The following is a 24763-nucleotide window of genomic DNA, read 5'->3' as shown; positions in this document are numbered from 1 at the left end:
ATAAAGGACCGAGGAAAAAACTTCCCCGGTCCAAGCCATTTATTTATATTCCGCCCAAGTAGGCTTCTTTTACTTTTTCGCTGTTTTGCATTTCTGATGCATTCCCGGATAAAACAACGGAACCGGTTTCGATAACATAAGCCCGGTTCGCGATGGAAAGGGCCATATGTGCATTCTGTTCCACAAGCAAAATTGTCGTTCCGTCCTTATTAATTTCTTGGATAATGTTGAAAATTTGTTTTACTAAAAGTGGAGCCAAGCCCATGGACGGTTCATCCAGCAACAGTAATTTTGGTTTTGCCATAAGTGCACGACCGATTGCCAGCATTTGCTGTTCCCCGCCGGATAAAGTTCCGGATAATTGGTTCCGCCGTTCATGCAATATTGGAAATAGCGAAAATACCTTGTCCAAATCTTGTTTTATTCCCTTTTTATCCTTCCGAAAATAAGCGCCGAGGTCAAGATTTTCCTCCACAGTCATATTGGCAAAAACTCTTCGCCCCTCGGGAACATGGGAAATCCCGGCTTTCACAATCGATTGAACGGGTTTTACACGAATGGATTCACCTAAATAATGTATTGTTCCGGCAGTTGGTCGCAATAATCCGGATAATGTTTTTAAAAGCGTTGTTTTTCCTGCTCCATTTGCCCCGATTAGAGTTACAATTTCTTTTTCTTCCACGGTTAACGAAACATTTTTCAACGCTTGAATATTGCCGTAAAAAACATCAATCCCTTCCACTTTAAGCATGGTCTTCACCAACCTCTTCACCTAAATATGCTTCAATAACCTTTGGATGTTTACGAATTTCTTCAGGTAACCCTTGGGCAATTAATTGACCGTGGTCGAGTACAAAAATTCTTTCACAAATTCCCATAACCAGTTTCATGTCGTGCTCAATAAGCAGAATCGTTAAATTAAATTTTTCTCGGATAAAAGCAATAAGTTCCATCAATTCTTTCGTTTCCTGCGGGTTCATTCCGGCTGCAGGTTCATCCAATAATAACAACTTAGGATCAGCGGCCAGTGCCCGGGCAATTTCCAATCGTCTCTGCCCCCCGTAAGGAAGATTTTTTGCTTTTTCATCTTTTAAATGATCAAGTCCGAAAATTTTTAAAAATTCAATTGCTTTTTCATCCATTTCCTTTTCATTTGTAAAATGGGAAGGAAGGCGCAATATGGAACTGAAAATACTATGTGTCGCCAAAGGATGATAGGCAATCTTTACATTGTCCAAAACGGATAATTCTTTAAACAAACGGATATTTTGGAACGTACGACTAATTCCTTTTCTTGTTACTTTAAAAGGCGGAAGTCCACTAATTTTTTTACCGGTAAAAATAATTTGACCCTCTGTTGGGGCATAGACGCCTGTTAACAGGTTGAAAATTGTCGTCTTTCCGGCACCGTTCGGACCGATTAAACCTAACAATTCTCCTTGGTTAATGGTCATATTGAAGTCAGATACAGCTTTCAAACCGCCAAAACGGATACCGAGATTTTGAACATCGAGAAGAGGCTCAGCTTTCGAAGTGACCATATTGTTTGCCCCCTTTGAAACTCTTTTTCTTTTGAAAAAGTTGGGTAATTTCTTTTGTCCCCATTAACCCTTGTGGTCGGTATAACATTACAATAATTAGGACAAGGCTGTAAATAATCATCCTTGTTTCTGAATATTCTTGTAAAAATGTTGAAATAATGGTTAATAAAATTGCGGAAATGACAGCACCGGACATACTGCCTAGACCACCTAAAACAACAAAAATTAAAATATCAAAGGACTTAAGAAACCCGAAGTTACCCGGCTGGATAATATAAAAATTATGGGAATACAATCCGCCTGCAATACCGGCAAAAAAGGAACCGAGTACAAAGGCAATGACTTTATAGTATGTCGTATTAATTCCCATTGCATCAGCGGCTATTTCATCTTCGCGGATGGAAATACAAGCTCGTCCGTGTCGGGAATTCGTAAAATTGGCAATCACAAGTATGGTGAGAATGGTACAAATAAAGGCGATGGTCCAATCTGTCATCCGGGTAATCATCATTCCTCGGGCACCACCGACAAAATCCCAGTTCAAGAAGACAATGCGAATAATTTCAGCAAAACCTAATGTGGCGATGGCCAAGTAGTCTCCTCGTAAACGCAGGCTGGGAATACCGACAATCAGTCCGGCAATGGCTGCTGCAAGACCTGCCGCAATGAGAGCCACAATAAACGGCATTTGTAATTTCATCGTAAATATAGCGGCAATATAAGCGCCAATCGCCAAAAATCCGGCATGACCGATGGAAAACTGACCGGTAATCCCGATGACCAGATGGAGGCTGACTGCCAGCATAATATTAATTAATATGGTAATCAATGTATTTTCATAAAATGGGTTTAATATTCCGTTATATAATAAAAATTGAATAACGGCATAGATCACAACCGCAAGCCCAAACATGAGAAAAAAGCTTTTACTCTTTTTCATATCCATTTCACCTACACTTTCTCCCGCGTATTTTTTCCAAAGATGCCGGATGGTCTAAAAATGAGAATCAGGATTAGGATAATGAAAGCTGCGGCGTCTCGCCATGAGGAAAAACCAAAGGCACTGACGATAACTTCCACAATTCCAAGGATGAAACCGCCGACCATGGCGCCGGGAATAATCCCGATTCCACCCAATACAGCTGCGATAAAAGCTTTTAATCCCGGGATAATCCCCATTAAAGGATCAATTTTAATATAATATAGTCCGAATATGACTCCGGCGGCACCGGCCAAGGCAGAACCGATGGCAAATGTTGCGGAAATGGTTGTATCTACATTTATTCCCATAAGCTGGGCAGCATCTTGATCATGACTCACTGCTCGCATAGCTTTGCCGATTTTGGTACGATGAACAATAAATTGAAGGAGAACCATTAGGACAATTGTAATTAGTAATATATAAAGCGATTGACTGTCGATTTTCGCTCCAAACAGTTCAAATGATTTAGCAGGCAAAATTTCTTTCGGATAAGCTTCCGGTTGGGCTCCACGGAAGTAGATGACTACGTATTCAATCAACAAAGAAACACCGATTGCGGTAATTAAGGCGGCAATTCTAGTTGAGTTTCTTAACCGTTTATAAGCAACCCGCTCGATAATAACCCCGAGAATTGCACAAACCGTCATCGATAATAATAAGGCGGGAAAGAAACCGAGGTTCCAGCCGGTAATTGCGAAAAAGCCGACAAATGAGCCAATCATGAATACATCGCCATGAGCAAAGTTAATTAATTTAATAATTCCATATACCATCGTATAACCGAGAGCAATCAATGCGTAAATACTACCGAGTGATATGCCGTTAACAATCTGCTGTATCCATTCCATTATGTTCACTCCCTATATAAGTCATGTTGGCTTAAACGGAAAAAGGTCAAAGTTGAAGTTGCAGTTATTAAGCTGCACTCCCTATATTTTAAGTGCTTGTTAGCTTAACTGGAAAAAGGGAGGAAAAGACCTCCCATTTTGCTGTGCGTGAAAAGTCGCCTCACCATTATTCCGGATCAACTTTTGCTTTAAATTTTTGCTCTCCGTCCACATATTCCAAAATGGTTGCAGATTTTATCGGATTATGCTTTTTATCAATCGTAACAACACCAGTTACAAGTGAAATGTCTTTTGTTTCTGCCAACGCATCCTTAACGGCTTCCCGATCTAAGCTTCCTGCACGTTTAATTGCATCCACTAATAGATAAACAGAATCATAACCTAATGCGTTAAATGCGTCAGGTGATTTATCTTTATATTTTTCTTTAAATTTTGTTACGAATTCCTGGATCTTTGTATCCGGATCTTGAGCTGAATAGTGGTTGGTAATAAATGTATTGTTTAACGCATCTTTACCGGCCAAATCAACAAGTGTCGGTGAATCCCAACCATCAGCGCCCATTAACGGCACAGTCACACCTGATTCACGGGCTTGTTTAACAATTAATCCAACTTCTTCATAATAGCCGGGAATAAATACGAATTCCGGATTGGCAGATTTAATCCGAGTTAAAGTTGAACGGAAATCTGTATCACCGGCTACATAAGATTCCTCGGCAACGATTTTTCCGCCGGCCTTCTGGAATGTTTCTTTAAATGCGGCAGCCAGACCCTTTGCATAGTCACTGGCACTGTCACTATAAATAGCAGCCGTTTTTACACTTAATTCCTTTGCGGCAAAGTTTGCAGCTACCGTACCTTGGAACGGATCAATATAAGACGTACGGAACACATACTCATTAATGGAACCATCTTCATTTTCAGTAACATTTGGAGCCGTTCCGGATGGTGATAACAAGATTGTTTTCGTATCATTTGCGATTTGTGCTTGTGCAATCGTATTCCCACTGGTTGCCGCGCCGATAATAGCCAGTACATTTTCTTGGCTTGTTAAGCGGGTAGCAGCACTGGCAGCCTCAGCGTTGTCAGATTTATTATCCACTTTAACCACTTTTATTTTTTTGCCGTCTACACCACCGCTATCGTTGATTTCTTCAATTGCTAATTCCATGCCTTCAGAAATCGATTGACCGTAGGAAGCTACTTCTCCTGATAACTCAAGGTTTGCGCCAATTTTTATCGTATCTCCTTTGGCATCACCACCACCGGAATTACCACCGGAAGAATTTTGCCCCCCGGAACAACCGGCCAATACACCGGCAAACAATGTAGAGGCTACCAAAATTTTCTTAATACTACTTTTCATACATATCCCCCTTTTATAATTCAGTGATAATTCTGACAAATAATGTTAGATTACTAGATTTAATCCAAGTAGATCTAGCAACAGATAATTGTCAGAAGTGAGCGAATAAAAATATAATTATATCAATATATAGATATTGTAAATCATAAACTTCATTTCGTCCAGTTGTTTTTTAAAAATAAAAATATTTATCTGAAGTGGGTATATTTTTTAAGGAAGGAAATATTCCATTAATAGAAAAAAACTACAGTATCTGATAACTGTAGTCTTATATAAATATTCTGTAAAAATAATTATTTTTTGTTTTTTGTCTCTCTTTCCCATCGTTTTAAGTGTGGAAATGGATCAAAAGACCATTCGGTTTTTCCGTTATCTTTATACATTCCATAGTGAAGATGCGGGGGGAATTTCCCCGCTGTGCCCGGTGGTCCATATCCGGAACTTCCGACACTGCCGATTAATTGCCCCGGTTTTACCATATCGCCTAACTTTAAATCTTTTGCAAATCCGTTCAAATGGGCAAAATAATGATACGTATTGTTTATATCACGAATCCCGAGTCGCCAGCCTCCATATTTATTCCAACCTTTCATTTCGATCACACCGTAACAGGTTGAATAAACATTAACGCCATAATCGGCAAAAATATCTGTTCCTTCATGAATCCGTCGGCCGCCCCAACCCCTGGCATCTCCCCATGTATCACGATAACTAAAGTTTGCCCGAATCGGGAGAGGAAAGTGATGTTCCTCCAAATTTAACGTTTGCCAGGTATGATACATTTTTGCAAAACTGACTATTATTCCTACCGTTTTATCTCGTTTATAATACTCCCAAAGCCCTATTTTAATATGGTCTTCATCTGTTCCGAAATTCAATAAGTAATTGGCCATGGTATATAAAACATCTTCATCATTTGTTCTTTCCGCTTTGCCGTCACCATTACCATCCTGACCAATCCCGCCGAAAATTTTTATACTTAGAGGATTCGTATCTTCTTGATCCGGATTGAGAAGACCGCACCACTTTTCAGCCGGAATATAAATCCCCGTTAATCCGGTTGGCTTCGGTAAATCTTTCCGGACTGAGCGAATATTTCTTTCATATTGATCGATGGCAGCTAAATAATACCAAGGTATAAAAGTAACGCTTTCGATCTTTTTATAAAGCACCATTCGCCTTTGATATAATTCCTCTCTTTCCGAATCGGCAGCGAAAACATTTCCGGGATAAAATAAGGTGAGGAGAAAGCAGATTGTGATTATATGTATAATATTGCGCAAATACTACACCTCCCAATTGTATAATACTAATTTTTGCATCCGATTGAACATTCATGATTGATATATTTTGGTAAAAACAGTGTGTTTTCTAAGCAAACGATATTAGTGATTGAACACGAAAAATGGGGTATAATCATTTTATAGGCTTTGTCAAAGATGAGGGTGATATACATATGGTTTGTATCTACAATTTTTGTTATGAATTGGTGGAAGAAAGAAAAAACGGGTTTAATGAACAAGCTTTTCGTGAACGATACAGTGAGATACTAAGTCGCTATGATTATATTGTTGGTGACTGGGGATATGGTCAATTAAGGCTAAAAGGTTTTTTTGATGACCAGAATCAAAAAGCAACCTTTGATACGAAAATTAGTACATTATCGGAATATCTTTATGAATATTGCAATTTTGGCTGTCCCTATTTTGTTTTAAAAAAAGTGGACAAGTAATTCAAGTTTTAAAACGATTGATTCTTTCAACATAAAAGAAGATCGTAATCAAATGAGCTGTTGTTATAAAAGGAGATGACCCATCATGTTTTTTGTCGATCGGGAAAAAATTGAAGATACCCTTACCTTTTTAGAAGGACAAATCAACATTTTTAATCAATTGGATCAGATTGAAAACCAAGTGCAAAAAGCGGCACTGGAGCGGGTGGCCCAAATGATGTTAGAATCCGTCATCGATGTCGGTAACAGCCTTATCGACGGTTTTATTATGCGTGATCCGGGAAGTTATGAGGATATTATTGATATCCTTTTGGACGAGCAGGTAATTGGCGAAAAAGATGGGGAACAGCTGAAAAAACTAATTCCTTTTAGAAAAAGTTTAGTTCTCTTTTTCACATCCATTGATCATGAAGAACTGTATCGGCTTGTAAACGAAAACTTGCAGGCCTTTATAGATTTTCCAACCCATGTCAGAACATACTTAGCAAAAGAACTGGGACCGGTATCTGCATTTAAAAGTAAGTGAAAAAAGGAAAGCTGAAAATTGGTCATTAGAAAATCATAACAAACATGGCGGTCAACATCATACCTCCACCAAACACAATAAAAAAGGTTTATTTTCATGGTAAACCGGTTTGCTAAACGAATTTTATTTTCGAACATAGGTTCGTAAACATTGAAAGGAGAACGAATGAAAAAGTATCAAGGTTATTTGATTGATTTAGATGGAACGATGTATCGGGGATCAGAAAAAATTGAAGCGGCAGGCAGATTTGTTCAACGTTTAGTGAAGCATAACATTTCCTATTTGTTCGTAACGAATAATTCAACAAGGACGCCGGAACAAGTCGCCGAGAAATTGAGATCCTTTGATATTCCTGCAACAAAAGAGCAAGTATTTACGACAAGTATGGCAACTGCTAATTACATAGAAGAAATAGATAAAAATGCAACGGTTTATTATATTGGAGAAGAAGGACTTCAAACCGCCTTGGAAGAAAAAGGATTTCGTTTCGCCGGAGAAAATGCCGATGTTGTCGTTGTCGGTCTTGATCGCGAAATTACGTATGAAAAATTAGCGGTAGCTTGCCTGGCTATACGTAATGGTGCCAAGTTTATTTCGACAAACGGTGATATTGCTTTGCCGACAGAACGCGGATTGATGCCCGGTAATGGTGCGCTGACAGCTTTAATTAGCACTTCAACGCAAGTACAACCAATTTTCATCGGAAAGCCGGAAACGATTATTATTGAACAAGCTTTAAAAGTAATCGGTTCGGATAAGACGGAAACGTTGATGGTTGGTGACAATTACGATACGGATATTGCTGCAGGGATTCGTACCGGTCTTGACACGTTAATCGTTCATACCGGTGTAACGAGTAAAGAGAAATTGAAGGAATTCCGTGAACAACCGACCTATTCAATTGATTCACTGGATGAATGGGAGTTTTGATTGGAGATGTTAAAAAATCCCTAAAAAAGGGATTTTTTAACATTTTACCACATATTTTGAACTGCCGCTATTTCCGTCAATTTGGAATGTATGTTACTCTACATTCGCTGCTCTGTGGGCAAGACGGCTGGACGCTGCGGCAGCAATCGCCCCAACAAGATCATCTAAAAACGTATTAACTTTCCCTGTTGATTTATCGTTCAAATACTTCAAAATTCCCGGTTTTAATTTGTCAATATAACCATAATTCGTAAAACCGATTGAACCATAGACGTTCACAATCGAAAATGCCAAAATTTCATCCACTCCATAAAGACCTTCATCCGTTTTAACAATTGACAACAGTGGTTCTTCCAATAATCCTTTTTCTGCAAGAACATCTAATTGAACCCCGGTAATCACCGCATTTTGCACTTCCCTTTTTTTCAATACAGCTTCAACGTTTTCAATACAGTCTTGTAATTGTAATTCAGGATGATAGCTCTTTTGTAGAAAATAGACTAATTCCGCAATATTTTTAATGGTTACACCCCGATCTTCCAACGCTTTTTTTGCAATATCTCCTATTTGTGGAAACATATTTGATTGTTCATTCATATCATTCACCAATCCTTATTCATTAATTTGAAACAATACCTGATATGTATAGTTAGGTAAAAGAAAATATATTTGGTAAATCCATCATAATATTAATTATAACAATGATTTTAAAAAAATGTTAAAAAGGGGAACAGCGCATGATTCAGTTCTTGCAACAGGAGTTTGGCATTTTCCCGGGTCAATCTTTTAAAATCCGTCAATATGATGCTTATTATGATGGTCATCATATTTATATTTTGATAAAAGTATATGAACAGGAGCAGGAAGAATTACAGGTTCGCTATGAAATGACAAATTATCTTCGGCAAAATGGCGAAAAGTTTGTTCCTGCTTTTTTCGCTGCCACGGACGGGAGATTTGTTAAACAGCTGGATGAAAATTATTATATTGTTTTAAAGTTAGAGCAATGGCGAAATAAACGATATCAATTTCCGGGCAGGCGGTTGGCTTACTTTCATAACCATGGGAAATATTTTCGGTCAGAAAAAGATGTCCTAAATCGGCTTGGTAAATGGAAAGAGTTATGGGAAAGCCGCATTGATCGGCTAGAAAAAATATGGCAACAGAACGTAATGAATCAACCGAATAATGACTTTGAACGACTTTTTATTGATTCTTTTCCTTATTATGCCGGGATGACTGAAAATGCCATTCAATATTTTGTAGATACGACGATCGATGAGCAACCGACCGGTTTTGATGTTGCGACCGTTTGCCATGAACGATTTACCATGGATACATGGACAGATCCGATCATTTTGAAAGATCCTTTTGATTGGATTGTTGATCACCCGGTGCGGGACATTGCAGAATGGATTCGGCATGTGTATTTCAGCCAACCGCAAATGGTCCAGAAACCAATTCAAAAATTTATTCAAGATTACGAAACACAGACGTCTTTATCTCCTTTTGCTTGGCGGTTACTGTATTCCCGTTTAGTTTTGCCAATTCACTACTTTCAATGTATTGAATTGTATTACGCCCGTTTGGCAGATAATTTCGACAATGACATGACAGGAGAAATAAAGAAGATTCTCAATCAATCCGGTGATTATGAACGTTTCCTGGCTCATTTTTATGATATGGCCGGGGCTCCTCATCGTTCACTTCAATTACCAAAGCTCGATTGGTTCAACTAACCATACGTGGGAAACCCCCACGGATGGAAATTTCACTTTATTTTTATGATATAATAATGGCAGTAGAATAGATTGAAGTTTTGGAGGGTTAGTTATGTCATCGAAACCGTATATATACGTAACAAGAAAACTGCCGGAAGAGATAATTAATAATCTTTGTACATTTGCCGATGTTGGCATGTGGGAAAAAGAAGAAGAACCGGTTCCACGGGAAATATTATTGCAGGAAACGAAGAAAGCGGACGCACTGTTAACGATGTTATCTGACCGTATTGATGAAGAAATTTTTCAAGCAGGCGAAAAATTGAAAGTAATTGCAAACTTGGCGGTCGGCTATGACAATATTGATATTGAACTTGCCACAAAATACGGAATCGCTGTTTGCCATACACCCGATGTTTTAACCGATACGACTGCTGATTTGGCCTTTTCCTTATTATTAATGGTGGGGAGACGTTTAGCTGAGTCCGTAGAATTGGTAAAAAATGGAGAGTGGAAAAGTTGGAGCCCGCTATTTATGGCAGGTACGGATATCCATCATAAAACAATTGGAATCGTTGGCATGGGGAAGATCGGTGAAGCTTTGGCAAAACGGGCATTAGGCTTTGATATGAACGTTTTATACCATAATCGTCATCGGAAAATGGATGTTGAAAAAGCATTAGGGGTTCACTATCGCTCTTTTCCTGATCTTGTAACTGAGTCCGATTATGTTGTTTGTTTAACCCCGCTGACGGAAGAAACAAGAGGAATGTTCACCAAAGACGTATTTCGAAAAATGAAAAAAACGGCATTTTTTATCAATGTGGCCAGAGGTGCGGTAGTGATAGAAGAAGATTTACTGTCGGCACTTAGAGAAGGCGAAATTGCCGGAGCGGGTCTTGATGTATTTGAAAAAGAACCGATTGATCCGCAACATCCTTTTTTAAAAATGAAAAATGTAGTTGCTCTCCCGCATATCGGCAGTGCATCAATTGAAACACGAACAGCAATGATGAAGCTTTGTTGCCGGAATATCGAGTTGATTTTGAAAAATGAAAAGCCGATTAGTATAGTGAATGAAGCCGTGTTTTTAGCTAAATGATTGAAAATTTATTCCATGCGTTACGCTGAGAAAAAAGGGCTGGGGTAAAGGTCCCCCGCCCTATAATCAATTTAAAACACTTGTTCAACTTCTACAACACCCGGGACTTCTTCAAATAATGCCCGTTCAATACCCGCCTTCAATGTAATAGTCGAACTTGGGCATGTTCCACAAGCACCAAGTAACCGCAATTTAACAACACCATCTTCCACATCAACAAGTTCACAATCCCCGCCATCACGGAGAAGAAACGGACGCAGTTTATCTAAAACCTCTTGGACTTGTTCTTTTAATTCAGGCATTCCATCGCACTCCTTTCTAAATCCTATTATAATAAGGATAGAGAGAAAAATCCATTTGTTAGTTTTGTAAAGAATCCCAGGCTAAATTTTTTTGACCCTTGATTCATGGTTCAGTGAAATCGGCTGTAAATGGATCTTTCGCAGCTTCCTTGTGGGCTTAACCTTAAGTCCTAAAATTTTCAACTACTTAGAATCTGGGAAATTTTACTTTTAGTGGTTAAAAAATTGTACTCATTGTCATTGTTTGAGATGATTGTAAAATGTAAGGGAGAAAGGAGAATACTATGGAAATTTTCAATCCGGTTGTCATTACCATTTATGGTGCGGAACAAATTTGTGCAAGTTGTGTTAATCTGCCATCATCAAAAGATACGTATGAATGGCTGCAGGCTGCAATTTCAAGAAAATATCCGAATCAACCGTTTGTGATTGATTATGTCGATATTATGAATCCGCCTGATGATGAGGAAAAGCGGCAATTCGCCGAAAAGGTAATTGAGGAAGATTTGTTTTACCCGGTTGTCGTCATTGGTAATCAAATCGTGGCGGAAGGGAATCCAAATTTAAAGGTAATTTACGCAGAAATGGAAAAATACGGATATAAGTAAGCTGGACTTTAAAAAAAGGTTTATCCCGGCAAACAATGTATGTTTATAATAATTAAGACAATTTCCTCAAATCGAGGAAATTGTCTACTATATTTTCAACCGTTGTGAAATTTATACAGCCAGAGAATCCCGGATTTTAATAGTCTTGCTACACGTCCGGTCAATGGACGCTCAGCGACGAGACCGAATCCTTGTTTTTTCCCTAACGAACCAAGAATCCCTTTCAATTTTATTTCCGGCAACTCATCCGGCAAATCTTCCCCATTCCATCTTTTTAATAATACTTGAGCAATTTGGTCGCCTTGTGCTTCTGCAAGTTGGGCACTCGGTGCAAACGGCAAGCTTGCACAGTCACCGACTACGTAAACATGCTCATTTCCGGGAATATTATGATAAGGTGTCAAAACAACTCTCCCGGATTCGTCCTTTTCAACATCAAGTTCGCGAACAACTTTATTTGGGCGAATCCCTGCTGTCCAAACAATACAATCAAATTTCATTGGTTCATCATGATTATATAAAATGCCTTCTTCCACTTTTGTGATATTTGCATAGTTGACAATGGTGACTCCATGGTCTTGAAACCAATCGTTGACATATTTACTCAACTTCTCCGGAAACTTTGAGAGAACCATTTTGCCACGATCAAACAAAAATATTTTTAAATCAGGTCTTGATTCATGAAGCTCACTGGCAATTTCTACTCCGCTTAATCCGGCACCGACAATCGCCACTTTTGAACTTCTAGGCAAATTATTTAACGCATTATTTGTCTGTCTCGTTGCTTCAATGGATTGGATTCCGTACGTATACTGATCGGCCCCCGGAATATCATGGTACTTATCTTCACAGCCTAATCCAATAATAAGATCATCGTAAATAATTGCTTCATGGTTTTGCAGTTCAACTCGGTTGTTTTGCAAATCGATATGACTCACTTCATCATTAATAAATTCCAGTTGCGGGTGATTCGGAAACGCTACCCGAATGTGGTTATCCGGGATAGTCCCGGCTGCTAGGGCATAAAATTCGGTTTTAAAACAGTGATAAGGTGCTTTATCCACTAGCACGATTTTAATGTCTTCTGGAACTCCGCTTTGGAAAAGTTTTTGCATAATCCGCATTCCACCGTAACCGCCGCCTAAAATGACAAGTTTTTTCATGGTATTTTCCCCTTTGTTTGATTCTAGTTACTCCTCAATTTTTGTTAAACTTTTATTTTTCTAATATTATAAAATTGGAAGTGAATCCCCTTTCATTTCTGAAAAACATATTCAATAAAATTATATTTGAATGATAAGAAATATACAACCGATATTTACTATTTTAGCGGGTTCACAACAAATTGGATAGGAAACCGACCCGGAACACGAAAAAACATTGTGAAATAATCAAATCCATTTCGTTGTGAATTACAGCAAGAATGTTTATACTAAAAGTATAGTTAAAAAAGGAAAAACATCCTTGATACATGAAGGAGGTTTCAAAATGGAAAATGTGATTTTTTTATCGGAATCTGCCGCATACCAAGTAAAAGACATGATGGAACAAAATAATGAACAAGATGCGTATTTACGTGTTTTTGTTAAAGGCGGCGGCTGCAGTGGTTTATCCTATGGGATGACTTTGGAACATACAGTGAAAGAAACGGATATTGAGTTTGAACAACATGGTATAAAAGTTCTTGTTGAGAAAACAGATGCTGCCATCTTACAAGGAACAAAAATAGATTATAAACAGTCTCTCCTCGGAGGCGGCTTTACGATTGATAATCCGAACGCAATTGCCACTTGCGGATGCGGCTCATCTTTCCGTACCGCAACAAATGCCGGAGCACCCGGTGATTGTTAACAGTAAGATGACAAATCGGGATACGAATAAATGATTGGGAAAAGAAAAGCGCAGAGCGCCCGCTTAGCGACGTACAAACTGGAGCGCCCCGCAATGAGATAAAGGAAACACGGCGAGGGACGAGCCGATGTTGACTTATCGTAGTGAAGCTACTCCTAGAGTGAACTTCATGAGTAATCTTCCTTGATATACTTCATGAAGCTTTGCGACGAGCTGAACATCCGCTTCCTCGAATAGGCTATGGCGCAGGAGCACATTAAAGGGGAGTTAGTTTCTCAGTCGCTGGCGCTCGTAGCTAGACAATAAAACTAATCCCAAGTTAATTGCTTGTATTTTTATACTTTCTTATACTAAAAGAAAAAAACTCCTCTTCGGTAAATGTTCGAAGAGGAGCTTTTTTCATTACTCAAATAAGGAAGTACTGTGCATAGGTTGAATTCTTGCACTTGGATCGATATATTTTTTTGCATTGCTTACCGCTATCGGGGCTTCTCCAAATCCGGTTGCAATCAATTTCACTTTCCCGTCATACGTACAAATATCACCGCATGCATAGACACCCTCGATATTGGTTTCCATTTTCGAATTGACGACAATTGAATTTTTTTCAATATTCAAGCCCCATTCCTTGATTGGACCCAAAGATGAAACAAATCCATAGTTGACAATCACATCATCGACATCAATGATTTCGGTTTCTTCCTGTTTGACGACTTGGATTTTGACTTGATTGATGTTTTCCCCGTCACCAATCAATTCGACCGGAACAAAAGGCGTTTTTATTTCAACATTCGAATTACGCATGTTTTCGACGGTATGTTCATGAGCTCGAAATTTATCGCGACGATGGACAATCGTCACTTTTTCGGCAATCGGCTCAAGCATAAGCGCCCAATCTACTGCAGAATCCCCGCCGCCAAAGATGACTACTTTTTTATTTTGAAAATAATTCATGTCGTTTATAAAATAATGTAAATTTTTCCCTTCGTAATCTCTGGCATTTTCTAATTCCAGTTTTCGCGGTTGGAAAGCCCCGTTGCCTGCCGTAATAATAACCGTCTTTGTATAATGAATTTCCTGATTTGTTGTTAACTTAAAAATGCCATCTTCTTGTTTTTCCAGTTTTTCAACAGATTGATCCAAACAGACGGTAGGTTCGAACAATTTAATTTGTTCCTGTAAATTATCTACCAACTCCCGAGCTCGGATTTTCGGAAAACCTGCCACATCGTAAATGAATTTTTCCGGATATAGCGCCGTTAATTGACCACCTAATTGTGGCAAACTTTCTATTATCTTAACGGTTGCTTTTCGCATGCCGCCGTAAAAAGCGGTAAATAACCCGGTCGGGCCGCCACCGATTATCGTTATATCATAAACTTGTGTATCTTCTTTCAAAGGTATCCCTCCAATTAACATTCACAAATATTTTATCATAAGTTTTAGCAATTCCGAAAGATTCACTTCTAAAGTTTGTAAAAAAAAGAACTGCGCATGCCGTTTGTTCATTTCAAAGCTTTGATAATTGACGAAATATTTTTTGCTTTAGTAAACTGAGTAAAGGGTAATGTTAAAGTTCAGAAAAAAAGATGACGGAAACGACTTTTATGTTAATCAAGATGGTCTTTTTCCTTAACGTGAATCCATGACCACCATGCCAATCGTTTTCCGTTATATGGAACAAGAAGGGGGGAGGGAAACCTTGCCATTATCAATCATTCAATTAATGATTTCAATCCTGTTATTTTTCGTTTTGTTTTTCGGAATTGGTTTTATATTAAATATGCTTTTGCGGATGACATGGATTATGACTTGCATATATCCGATTGTTGTTATTTTTATTGTAGATAATATCCCTTTTATCACCTATTTTCGTGAACCTGAAGAAGCTTTTCAAACCTTAGGAACCAATTTACGTTCATTGGCTCCTGCTGACATTACTGTATTATTAAGTGGTCTAGCAGGCACAATTTTAGCCGGGTTTACAATGAAAGCGTTACGAAAAAGAGGTTATCGGATGTTTTAGTTGTCGGTAAATTGTTTTAATTAATGTATATTTTTAATTTTTTCATAAAAATAGAATAAGAATTTCTCCTCTTTGTGAATATTTTTTTCTTCTTTGGGAAAGAAATAGACACGAGAGGAGTGAAAAATATGGTAAAAATAAAAACATGGTCCAAACGGATTATCATGGTCATTTTGTTTACTATTGCACTGCTAATTACTTTCCAGACGGTATCCGGAGTAAAGGCTGAAACATTACCTGACCATAAATATAATTATGAAAAAGCATCTGACAAAAAAAGAAATACAAATAAAATGTTACATTCTTTCAAGTCTATCAATTTACAATTAAAATCTTTGAAGGTTGCTGAAACTTCAGCAACAAAAATTTCATCAAGTGAAGAAATTAAAGGAAAAGTTCCAAATTTGGAGGAAGCATTTAATTGGGAAGCAGAATATCCAAGTCATTCAGTCATTGCGACCGGATATACAGCAGGATATGAATCGACCGGGAAAAATCCTAATGATCCTTCTTATGGAATTACGTACTCCGGAGTGAAAGTAAAAAGGGACCTATATTCCACGATTGCGGCTGACTTGAATGTTTTCCCCATTGGTACAATTTTGTTTATTCCAGGCTACGGGTTTGGCGTTGTGGCGGATAAAGGTGGAGCCATCAGAGGGAATAAAATTGATTTATATTTTGAAACTGTAGAAGATGTATATAGTGAATGGGGAAAACGAGAAGTTAATGTTTATGTCGTTAAAAGAGGGAATGGATCACTGACAGCAGCAGAACTTGAACAATTGAACGAAAATGAAGCGATGCAAGTGTTTCGCAGTCAATATTCATTAAGCAAAAAAGAATAGAACGCTCTTAACTATTTGTCCTTTTTATCGATCCTTCTGATAATCGGTGAGGGCATTTTTTTTGTAATAGTTGCGAAAGTAGACAGGTAATTTTTTCCTGTACATTTTTTGACGAATGGTGTAGACAAATGACGGAAAGGGTGGTATATTATTATTCGTTGTTATTTATTGAACAACTTTTTCTTATCAAGAAGGTGTTGTGGTTTTGATTCGCATCACCCGCTCCATACATATGACTAACGCAGTGTTTCGTTTCGGAAAGAACGAAGCATTGCGTTTTTTACTATCTTTAAGTGCACTATATAACAATGATAAAATAGATAAAATGGTTATTGATTAAATACGGGATATTTATTGAAGGGAGGAAAGGCCGTTTTGGAAACGCAAGCTTTGAAAAAAGAAATTATCGACTACGCAAAATCCATTGGAATTGATAAAATCGGTTTTGCCACGGCAGACCCTTTTACAACATTAAAAGCAAGACTAATCCGTCAGCAAGAATTGAATTACCAGTCCGGGTTTGAAGAGTCAGATATTGATAAGCGAACGAATCCTGCCCTTCTTTTTGACAATCCCCAATCGATCATTTCCATTGCTCTGGCCTATCCAACGAAAATGAATGAGCATGTTCGCGGGACAAAGGGTGAGCGGCGAGGTTTATTTGCCCGCGCTTCTTGGGGAGAAGATTATCACCTTGTATTACGTGATCGCTTAAGCAAACTGGAACAATTCATTTACAGTAAGATGCCTGATGCCCGATGCAAATCAATGGTCGATACCGGTGAATTATCTGACCGGGCAGTTGCGGAACGAGCAGGTATCGGTTGGAGCGGGAAAAATTGTGCCATCATTACACCGGAGTATGGATCATTCGTTTATTTGGGTGAAATGATTACAAATATTCCTTTTGAGCCGGATACGCCGATAGAAAATATGTGCGGAACATGCAATAAATGTATAGAAGCTTGTCCGACCGGTGCGTTAGTCCAACCGGGGCAAATAAATGCAAAAATTTGTATCTCCTATTTAACGCAAACGAAAGATTTTTTACCGGACGAATATCGTAGCGTGATTGGGAATCGATTATATGGCTGTGATACATGTCAAATCGTTTGTCCTTATAACAAAGGTAAAGATTTCCATTTTCACGAAGAATTTGAACCGGAGCCGGAAGTGGCAAAACCATTGCTTAAACCACTGCTAAAGATAAGCAACAAAGAATTTAAAGAAAAATATGGCCGTGTTTCCGGTGCTTGGCGTGGGAAAAAGCCGATTCAGCGAAATGCGATCATTGCACTCGGTCATTTTAAAGATGAAACGGCGATTGATGAGTTAAGTGATGTTATTCGTAACGATCCGCGACCGGTCATTCGGGGAACAGCTGCTTGGGCATTAGGTAAAATTGGGACAGAAAAAGCGAAACAAATACTTACGAAGGCAAAAATTGAGGAAAAGGATGAAGATGTATTGCGGGAAATTGAAGTGGCACTTGCCGAATAATTAAAATGCCCAATTTTTGCATCACACCGAATACGAAGGTGGAACATACACTTAATTAAAGGAGTGTGTGTTGCCATGATTGATCAATTACAAAGGTTATTAGAACAACGGGTGCAACAATGTGTAAGTGATCGGCAAGCGGAATGTTCAAAAATTGAGCGCAAAAAAGAATGTTTGGCAAATCGCCATGGTGAAATTGTTAAAGCAAAGGCGACAGGGCATATTACCGATAAAATGAATAATGGAGACCATACTGATATATATTACAACGTCCATTTTCAATATTTAATCAAACAAGAAAAGCGATATTACATTGAAGAAGAAGTTGAGAAACGAAAAGCCCATTTTTATAAAAGTACACTGTTAACGGATGAAGAAATATTTGAAACGCCAGCATTCGAAATTCCTGAAATAAAAATTGATCGCCATGAAAATTTAGAAAGGATTTCATACCATTATGACCGGAGAAAAGCCGTTCAGTATGCCGAACGTTGGTGGAATGACTATAACCCGCAATATCATAAATTTGATGTTGATTGTACAAATTATATTTCACAATGTTTACATGCCGGTGGAGCTCCGATGCGGGGTTTTTCCAATCGTTCGAGCGGTTGGTGGTATAATGGAAACAGTTGGAGTTATAGTTGGTCAGTAGCCCATTCGCTTCGATGGTATTTAGGTACTTCCAAAGTAGGTTTGCGTGCAAGAGAAGTGAGTGACCCGGGGGAGTTACAACTGGGCGATATTATATGTTATGATTTTGAAGGAGACGGCCGCTTTAATCATACTACAATCGTTACGGCAAAAGATGCGTATGGGATGCCGCTGGTAAACGCTCATACAACCAATAGCCGAATGCGATATTGGTCTTATGAAGATTCTTCAGCCTATACAGATAATATCCAATACAAATTTTTTACAATTATAGATGATGATTGATTTATTAGTTGAGGTGGAAAATTGTGGCAGTACATGTTGTTTTATATCAACCAGAAATCCCGGCCAATACAGGTAATATTGCAAGAACTTGTGCAGCAACAGACTCGCAGCTTCATTTAATTCGCCCGCTTGGATTTTCAACGGATGATAAAATGTTAAAGAGAGCCGGACTTGATTACTGGCCGTTTGTAAAAATACATTACTATGATTCGTTGGATGAATTTTTTGAGAAAAATCAGGGAGAATTTTATTATATTGAGACATACGGGAATAAGGCATATTCTGATTTCGATTACAGTAATCCGGAAAAAGACTACTATTTTATGTTTGGCAGAGAAACAACAGGCTTGCCGAAAGAATTGTTAGAGGCAAATCAAGATCGGTGTTTACGGATTCCGATGACGACAAATGTTCGCTCGCTAAATTTGTCTAATACAGCAGCCATTTTAGTGTACGAGGCTTTGAGGCAACAAAATTTTACCCATTTAAAAATTAAATACAGTGAGTGAAAATCGGTAAGGGTTTAAAATAAGGTCAACTCATTTTGAACCCTTTTTGCTATTATTTGTTTTGAGATAAAATATTAAATGGGGGAATGGTTGCAACTTTGCTCTTAAAATAACCAAAAGTGATTTGTTTGTATTAGAATGGGAGAAATGGTTGCAACAGGTGCCCTGAAACTGAAACGGTATTGATTTTTCATAGGAAAGGATGATTATCATGAACGAAACGATTGAAACGATCTTAAAACATCGGTCGGTTAGGCAATTTCAAGAGAAAAAATTAACAAGAGAGCAGATTGAAACGATTGTCCGCTGTGCACAGGCTGCTTCGACATCGAGTTTTGTACAAGCTTATTCCATTATCGGGGTAACAGACCAAAGCAAAAAACAACAACTTGCACAAGTGGCCGGTAATCAAAAATATGTTGCTGATAATGGTCACTTATTCGTTTTCTGTGCCGACCTTCATCGTTACGACATAATCAGCAAAATGGAAAACGTCAATATGGAAGAATCCATAGCCAGTACGGAAAAATTTATGGTTGCTTTAATTGATACGGCTCTGGCAGCTCAAAATGCCGCAATTGCCGCGGAATCATTAGGGTTAGGGATTTGTTATATCGGCGGGTTGCGAAATAATTTAGAGAAAGTTTGTGAAATCTTACAAACGCCAAAACGAGTGATTCCTTTATTTGGTCTGGTGGTTGGTTATCCAGAAAAAATAAATGAACAAAAACCCCGCTTGCCGTTAAATCATATTTACTATGAAAACACATATCAACAAAATGAGGAAGCATACATAACTCAACTGAACGAATATAACAAGACGATCCGAGACTATTATAATAAAAGGACAAACGGAAAACGGAAAGACAGTTGGACTGGTCAAGTCTCGGCAACATTTGCAATGAAAAATCGTATGTACATGCATGATTTTATCAAAAAGCATCATTTGAATAAATAATGAGTGGTTTTTGGTAGAGCCGTTTTTACAAGAAATGTGACCGGAAAGGACATAAAAAGAGCGCTTCGAAAGGTTCATTTTCAACCTTTTCCTTTTAGGCGCTCTTTTTTATACAAACTTGGCATAAAAATGTTATTAAATTTCTCCCCAAACATATTATTTCTTATATGTACGCGGTCGATCCTCATACCCCGCCGTAAAGATAGCAGCTAAAAATGCTGCCGAAACACAAAGAATTAAGACAGTTCCCATTTTTTATCCCCCTTATGTTCATTTACTCATATTTATTATAATGCGACATATAAATTTTATCTACAGAATGTTCGTTCATTTTTGTTAAAAAGGAAACTTTTCATATTATTTATCATCATTTTGACGGCATGTTCATATATTTATAGGTAAATATAGTTAAATGTGAAGTCAAAGTTGCTCTTACAAAAGCAGACAATTTTAACTTTTTGGCATCATCATTAGAAATATAGGGAGGTACTATATGGGTATATTAGATAAAGTTGCTAAATATCGTGAAGAGGAGGAAAAACTCAAATGGGAAGGTACCTTTGCTGAGTATTTGGAATTGGTAAAAGAAAAACCGTGGATTGCTCAATCTGCCCATTCTCGGGTATACAATATGATTAAAGATGCCGGTGTTGAAGAAGTTGACGGTGTAAAAAGATATAAATTTTTTAGCCATCAATTATACGGGTTGGAAACGGCTCTGGAAAGGTTGGTTGAAGAATATTTTCATCCGGCGGCAAAACGTCTGGATGTCAGGAAACGAATTTTATTATTAATGGGTCCTGTCAGTGGCGGAAAATCAACACTGGTAACCATGTTAAAACGGGGGCTTGAACAATATTCCAGAACGGATCGCGGTGCCGTTTTTGCAATTAAAGGCTGCCCGATGCATGAAGATCCGCTTCACCTCATTCCTCCGCATTTACGTGAAGATTTTTATGAAGAATACGGGATTCGAATCGAAGGGAATCTGTCACCGCTTAATATGATGAGGCTTGAACAAGAATACGGGGGACGGATTGAGGATGTGTTAGTGGAACGGATCTTTTTCTCGGAAGACCGTCGCGTCGGTATTGGTACATTTAGCCCGTCCGACCCGAAATCACAAGATATTGCCGACCTCACAGGAAGTATTGATTTTTCGACAATTGCCGAGTACGGTTCGGAATCAGATCCGCGTGCATATCGGTTTGATGGAGAATTGAACAAAGCCAATCGCGGGATGATGGAATTCCAAGAAATGCTAAAATGTGATGAAAAGTTCTTATGGCACTTACTGTCTCTAACGCAAGAAGGAAACTTTAAGGCAGGCAGGTTCGCACTTATCTCAGCTGACGAGTTAATCGTCGCTCACACAAACGAAACTGAGTATCGCGCCTTTATTTCCAACAAAAAAAATGAAGCACTCCACTCCCGGATTATTGTCATGCCGATTCCTTATAATTTAAAAGTGTCTGAGGAAGAAAAAATTTATGAAAAAATGATTCGTGAAAGTGATGTAGCCGATGTCCATATTGCTCCGCACACATTAAAAATTGCCGCTATGTTCACCATTTTAACCCGCTTAAAAGAACCGAAACGAGGGGATATTGACTTAATTAAAAAGATGCGGCTTTATGACGGGCAAAATGTTGAAGGTTTCAGTGCGATTGATGTGGAGGAACTGAAAAAAGAATATTCGGATGAAGGCATGAGCGGAATTGACCCAAGATACGTCATCAACCGGATCTCTTCAACAATTATTCGTAAAGAAGTAAAATCGATTAATGCATTGGATGTGTTGCGTTCCTTGAAAGAAGGACTTGAACAGCACCCGTCGATTACGCCTGAATCAAAAGAAAAATATTTGAACTTTATATCCCTTGCCCGAAAAGAATATGATGAATTGGCGAAAAAAGAAGTGCAAAAAGCGTTTGTTTATTCGTATGAAGAATCTGCGAAAACATTGATGGATAATTATCTTGATAATGTTGAAGCTTATTGCAATAAAACAAAGCTGCGTGATCCGTTAACAGGAGAAGAAATTAATCCGGATGAAAAACTCATGCGGTCGATTGAGGAACAAATTGGCATATCTGAAAATGCGAAAAAGGCATTCCGGGAAGAAATTTTAATTCGGATTTCAGCTTATGCCCGGAAAGGAAAACGATTTGACTATAATTCCCACGGACGCCTTCGTGAAGCAATCCAGAAGAAGTTGTTCGCAGACCTGAAAGATGTTGTAAAAATTACCACATCAACAAAGACACCGGATGAACAACAATTGAAGAAAATTAATGAAGTGGTTGCCAGGCTAATTGATGAGCACGGTTATAACTCAACATCCGCAAACGAACTGCTTCGCTATGTAGGAAGTCTGTTAAATCGTTAATAAGGAGCAAAAAATAATAAAATTTCAATTGCCGTACTGCAGAAAGTGCGGCTTTTTTTGCAGACAAAGTCAAAAAATACGGCTTAAAATATTGTCTAGTTCTAAAAGGGAAGCTACGAAATATGTACTTATGTTGGTGTTTTGTAAAATCATGGCTCTTATTTCCGAATGCACCAAAAATAGATCATCCAAAAGCTGTTTTAGTAAGGAAACGAATCCTGGCCGGTACTTGGGAAAATCTCATCAATCCCCGGAAGAACACCAGCAGAAAATGAGGTACGACCGGGACATTTTGTATACTGCTCAAAAAAAGGTAGTTTAACTAATATCAACAACTGAAAACAGCTAATGGAGTGCCCATTAGCTGTTTTATATGAAAAATATAAATTGGTAGTAAATTTTTTTGTCCACTATGCATAGTATAAAGTAATACAAAAAAATATAGTTTAAATTTATGGACCTTTTGTAAATTTCAATAATATACTACTTATTCCTTTTATTGAAATATCAACTTTTATCCTCTTACCATACCACCATGACCGGATGAACGATCCCTAAACTTCATTCAAACATACAGTACATTGTATGCGATAGAAGTTTTTTATGTGACAAAAAAATTAAAGGAGGGAATGAATTAGGATGAATAATTATAATAAACACCATTTCACCATTTCTCAAGAGGATTGGTCCCTCCATCGAAAAGGCCACGAAGATCAACAAAGGCATAATGAAAAGGTTCAGGAAGCAATCAAAAAGAACTTGCCTGATCTAATATCCGAAGAAAGCATTATTTTATCAAATGGAAGAGATGTCATAAAAATACCGATACGTTCACTTGATGAATATAAAATCCGTTACAATTATGATAAGAATAAACATGTGGGCCAAGGGGATGGCGACAGCCAAATTGGTGATGTCATTGCCCGTGACGGTTCAGCGGAAAAAGGACCCGGAAAAGGGCAAGGGGCAGGGGACCAACCTGGAGAAGACTATTACGAAGCAGAAGTATCACTTGCCGAATTGGAAGAAGCACTGTTTAGTGAGCTGGAATTACCGAATCTGCAAAGAAAAAATGATCATGAATTAATTGTGGAAGATATTGAATTTAATGATATTCGAAAGACCGGTTTGATGGGAAATATTGATAAGAAGAAAACCATGCTCACCGCTTTTAAACGTAATGCATTAAGTGGGAAGCCTTCATTCCATCCGATTTACCCGGAAGATTTGAAATTTAAAACATGGAATGAAAAAATCCGTTATGAGTCAAAGGCTGTTGTTTTGGCAATGATGGACACAAGTGGTTCAATGGGAATCTGGGAAAAATATATGGCACGCAGTTTCTTTTTCTGGATGACCCGGTTTTTACGTACGAAATATGAAAAAGTGGAAATTGAATTTATCGCCCACCATACGGAGGCAAAAGTTGTAACAGAGGATGAATTTTTCTCTAAAGGGGAAAGTGGCGGGACAATTTGTTCTTCAGCTTACCGATTGGCATTGGAGTTGATTCATGGTAAGTATTCACCGAGCCAATACAATATTTATCCGTTCCATTTTTCAGATGGGGACAATTTAACGTCTGATAATATGCGTTGTGTAAAATTGGTTAATGAGTTGATGGAAATTTCAAACATGTTTTATTATGGAGAAGTAAATCAATACAATCGTCACAGTACGTTAATGTCCGCCTATAAAAATATAAATGATGAGCGATTCCGTTATTTTATATTAAGACAAAAAGCAGATGTCTTTCATGCGATGAAGAGTTTCTTTAATAAGGAAGAAAATAAGATGTATGCGTAAATCCCCTGTCATGTGCAGGGGTTTTTTAAATGAACAGAAGTGAAGGATATCTTTCGAGTGCAACTTATTAATTAAATGGAAATTGATTGGATGCTATGAGACAGTTTGGCTTGAATTTCCACTAGTTTTGTCCCATACAGCCGATCTATGGGACAGTTTTGTTTCAAATTCCGGTGGTTTTGTCCCATAGAATCCGATTTGTCTAATCCTATGGGACATTTTAACTTGAATTTCCACTAGTTTTGTCCCATACAGCCGATCTATGGGACAGTTTTGTTT

25 protein-coding genes are annotated in these 24763 nt (G+C 38.1%); 15 read left to right on the top strand and 10 right to left on the bottom strand.

What is annotated here, in order from left to right; translation table 11 throughout:
• Positions 1–43 precede the first annotated feature (43 nt).
• The 6 genes from LIZ98_RS08195 to LIZ98_RS08170 all read right to left on the bottom strand — a co-directional run bounded on the left by LIZ98_RS08195 (position 44) and on the right by LIZ98_RS08170 (position 6011).
• The gene (locus tag LIZ98_RS08195) at positions 44–751 is read right to left on the bottom strand and encodes an ABC transporter ATP-binding protein (RefSeq protein ID WP_041846729.1); all 708 of its coding nucleotides are present in this window, start codon (positions 749–751) and stop codon (positions 44–46) included.
• A complete protein-coding gene (locus LIZ98_RS08190; protein ID WP_041846730.1) occupies positions 744–1541 on the bottom strand; it encodes an ABC transporter ATP-binding protein in 798 nt (265 codons plus the stop codon). The genes LIZ98_RS08195 and LIZ98_RS08190 overlap by 8 nt, the downstream gene beginning before the upstream one ends.
• On the bottom strand, positions 1522–2481 hold the full coding sequence (locus LIZ98_RS08185) for a branched-chain amino acid ABC transporter permease (protein ID WP_176458905.1): 960 nt from the start codon (positions 2479–2481) through the stop codon (positions 1522–1524). Before LIZ98_RS08185 ends, LIZ98_RS08190 begins: the two co-directional genes overlap by 20 nt.
• A gap of 11 nt (positions 2482–2492) precedes the next feature.
• Positions 2493–3371, bottom strand: a complete 879-nt coding sequence (locus LIZ98_RS08180) for a branched-chain amino acid ABC transporter permease (RefSeq protein ID WP_034772121.1) — start codon at positions 3369–3371, stop codon at positions 2493–2495.
• Positions 3372–3537: 166 nt separating this feature from the next.
• Positions 3538–4737 (bottom strand): ABC transporter substrate-binding protein, encoded by a 1200-nt coding sequence (locus tag LIZ98_RS08175; RefSeq protein ID WP_227091623.1) that lies wholly within the window; start codon positions 4735–4737, stop codon positions 3538–3540.
• Positions 4738–5030: 293 nt separating this feature from the next.
• A complete protein-coding gene (locus LIZ98_RS08170) occupies positions 5031–6011 on the bottom strand; it encodes a M23 family metallopeptidase (RefSeq protein WP_375293574.1) in 981 nt (326 codons plus the stop codon).
• Between the two features lie 182 nt (positions 6012–6193).
• On the opposite strand from LIZ98_RS08170, the gene LIZ98_RS08165 reads away from it, so the two are divergent.
• The 3 genes from LIZ98_RS08165 to LIZ98_RS08155 all read left to right on the top strand — a co-directional run bounded on the left by LIZ98_RS08165 (position 6194) and on the right by LIZ98_RS08155 (position 7925).
• A complete protein-coding gene (locus LIZ98_RS08165; RefSeq protein ID WP_041903542.1) occupies positions 6194–6469 on the top strand; it encodes a YutD family protein in 276 nt (91 codons plus the stop codon).
• A gap of 85 nt (positions 6470–6554) precedes the next feature.
• A complete protein-coding gene (locus LIZ98_RS08160) occupies positions 6555–6995 on the top strand; it encodes a DUF86 domain-containing protein (protein WP_034772115.1) in 441 nt (146 codons plus the stop codon).
• A gap of 165 nt (positions 6996–7160) precedes the next feature.
• Positions 7161–7925, top strand: coding sequence for a TIGR01457 family HAD-type hydrolase (locus LIZ98_RS08155; protein ID WP_041846736.1), 765 nt, complete (start codon positions 7161–7163; stop codon positions 7923–7925).
• Positions 7926–8018: 93 nt separating this feature from the next.
• Here the strand turns inward: LIZ98_RS08155 and LIZ98_RS08150 are convergent, their stop codons facing one another.
• Entirely contained in the window at positions 8019–8522 is a 504-nt protein-coding gene (locus LIZ98_RS08150) for a phosphatidylglycerophosphatase A family protein (protein ID WP_052514605.1), read from the bottom strand.
• A 140-nt stretch (positions 8523–8662) separates the two neighbouring features.
• Here LIZ98_RS08150 and yutH point away from each other — a divergent pair, with 140 nt between their 5' ends.
• Both yutH and LIZ98_RS08140 read left to right on the top strand, forming a co-directional pair.
• Positions 8663–9664, top strand: coding sequence for a spore coat putative kinase YutH (gene yutH, locus LIZ98_RS08145; protein ID WP_227139370.1), 1002 nt, complete (start codon positions 8663–8665; stop codon positions 9662–9664).
• Between the two features lie 94 nt (positions 9665–9758).
• Entirely contained in the window at positions 9759–10748 is a 990-nt protein-coding gene (locus tag LIZ98_RS08140) for a 2-hydroxyacid dehydrogenase (RefSeq protein ID WP_227091621.1), read from the top strand.
• Between the two features lie 71 nt (positions 10749–10819).
• On the opposite strand, the gene LIZ98_RS08135 is transcribed toward LIZ98_RS08140, so the two are convergent.
• A complete protein-coding gene (locus LIZ98_RS08135) occupies positions 10820–11050 on the bottom strand; it encodes a NifU family protein (RefSeq protein ID WP_034772103.1) in 231 nt (76 codons plus the stop codon).
• Between the two features lie 284 nt (positions 11051–11334).
• Here LIZ98_RS08135 and LIZ98_RS08130 point away from each other — a divergent pair, with 284 nt between their 5' ends.
• Positions 11335–11658, top strand: coding sequence for a YuzD family protein (locus LIZ98_RS08130; protein WP_034772101.1), 324 nt, complete (start codon positions 11335–11337; stop codon positions 11656–11658).
• Positions 11659–11753: 95 nt separating this feature from the next.
• Here the strand turns inward: LIZ98_RS08130 and LIZ98_RS08125 are convergent, their stop codons facing one another.
• Positions 11754–12821, bottom strand: coding sequence for an NAD(P)/FAD-dependent oxidoreductase (locus tag LIZ98_RS08125; protein WP_108898556.1), 1068 nt, complete (start codon positions 12819–12821; stop codon positions 11754–11756).
• 325 nt (positions 12822–13146) lie between these two features.
• Here LIZ98_RS08125 and LIZ98_RS08120 point away from each other — a divergent pair, with 325 nt between their 5' ends.
• Positions 13147–13509 (top strand): HesB/IscA family protein, encoded by a 363-nt coding sequence (locus LIZ98_RS08120; protein WP_034772098.1) that lies wholly within the window; start codon positions 13147–13149, stop codon positions 13507–13509.
• A 402-nt stretch (positions 13510–13911) separates the two neighbouring features.
• On the opposite strand, the gene LIZ98_RS08115 is transcribed toward LIZ98_RS08120, so the two are convergent.
• The gene (locus tag LIZ98_RS08115; RefSeq protein WP_034772096.1) at positions 13912–14907 is read right to left on the bottom strand and encodes an NAD(P)/FAD-dependent oxidoreductase; all 996 of its coding nucleotides are present in this window, start codon (positions 14905–14907) and stop codon (positions 13912–13914) included.
• A gap of 304 nt (positions 14908–15211) precedes the next feature.
• Here LIZ98_RS08115 and LIZ98_RS08110 point away from each other — a divergent pair, with 304 nt between their 5' ends.
• From LIZ98_RS08110 to yhbH, 8 genes are all read left to right on the top strand, one after another.
• The gene (locus tag LIZ98_RS08110) at positions 15212–15535 is read left to right on the top strand and encodes a YuiB family protein (RefSeq protein WP_108898554.1); all 324 of its coding nucleotides are present in this window, start codon (positions 15212–15214) and stop codon (positions 15533–15535) included.
• 128 nt (positions 15536–15663) lie between these two features.
• Positions 15664–16383 carry a 3D domain-containing protein gene (locus tag LIZ98_RS08105; protein ID WP_216407576.1) on the top strand — a complete coding sequence of 240 codons (720 nt, stop codon included), beginning with the start codon at positions 15664–15666 and terminating at the stop codon, positions 16381–16383.
• 375 nt (positions 16384–16758) lie between these two features.
• Positions 16759–17883, top strand: coding sequence for a tRNA epoxyqueuosine(34) reductase QueG (gene queG / locus LIZ98_RS08100; RefSeq protein WP_108898552.1), 1125 nt, complete (start codon positions 16759–16761; stop codon positions 17881–17883).
• A 75-nt stretch (positions 17884–17958) separates the two neighbouring features.
• Positions 17959–18822: an amidase domain-containing protein gene (locus tag LIZ98_RS08095; RefSeq protein ID WP_041903534.1), complete on the top strand. Its 864-nt coding sequence runs from the start codon at positions 17959–17961 to the stop codon at positions 18820–18822.
• Positions 18823–18842: 20 nt separating this feature from the next.
• A complete protein-coding gene (gene trmL, locus LIZ98_RS08090) occupies positions 18843–19331 on the top strand; it encodes a tRNA (uridine(34)/cytosine(34)/5-carboxymethylaminomethyluridine(34)-2'-O)-methyltransferase TrmL (protein ID WP_176458906.1) in 489 nt (162 codons plus the stop codon).
• A 211-nt stretch (positions 19332–19542) separates the two neighbouring features.
• A complete protein-coding gene (nfsA, locus tag LIZ98_RS08085; RefSeq protein WP_041848323.1) occupies positions 19543–20289 on the top strand; it encodes an oxygen-insensitive NADPH nitroreductase in 747 nt (248 codons plus the stop codon).
• Between the two features lie 493 nt (positions 20290–20782).
• Positions 20783–22678: a PrkA family serine protein kinase gene (locus LIZ98_RS08080; protein ID WP_034772087.1), complete on the top strand. Its 1896-nt coding sequence runs from the start codon at positions 20783–20785 to the stop codon at positions 22676–22678.
• A 639-nt stretch (positions 22679–23317) separates the two neighbouring features.
• Entirely contained in the window at positions 23318–24484 is a 1167-nt protein-coding gene (gene yhbH / locus LIZ98_RS08075; RefSeq protein WP_034772086.1) for a sporulation protein YhbH, read from the top strand.
• Positions 24485–24763: the final 279 nt, after the last annotated feature.

The organism is Caldibacillus sp. 210928-DFI.2.18 (assembly GCF_020554505.1).
GTDB lineage: Bacteria > Bacillota > Bacilli > Bacillales > Caldibacillaceae > Caldifermentibacillus > Caldifermentibacillus hisashii.
Note: the sequence above shows the minus strand (reverse complement) of the source record. Positions and strands in the feature narration are given on the sequence as shown.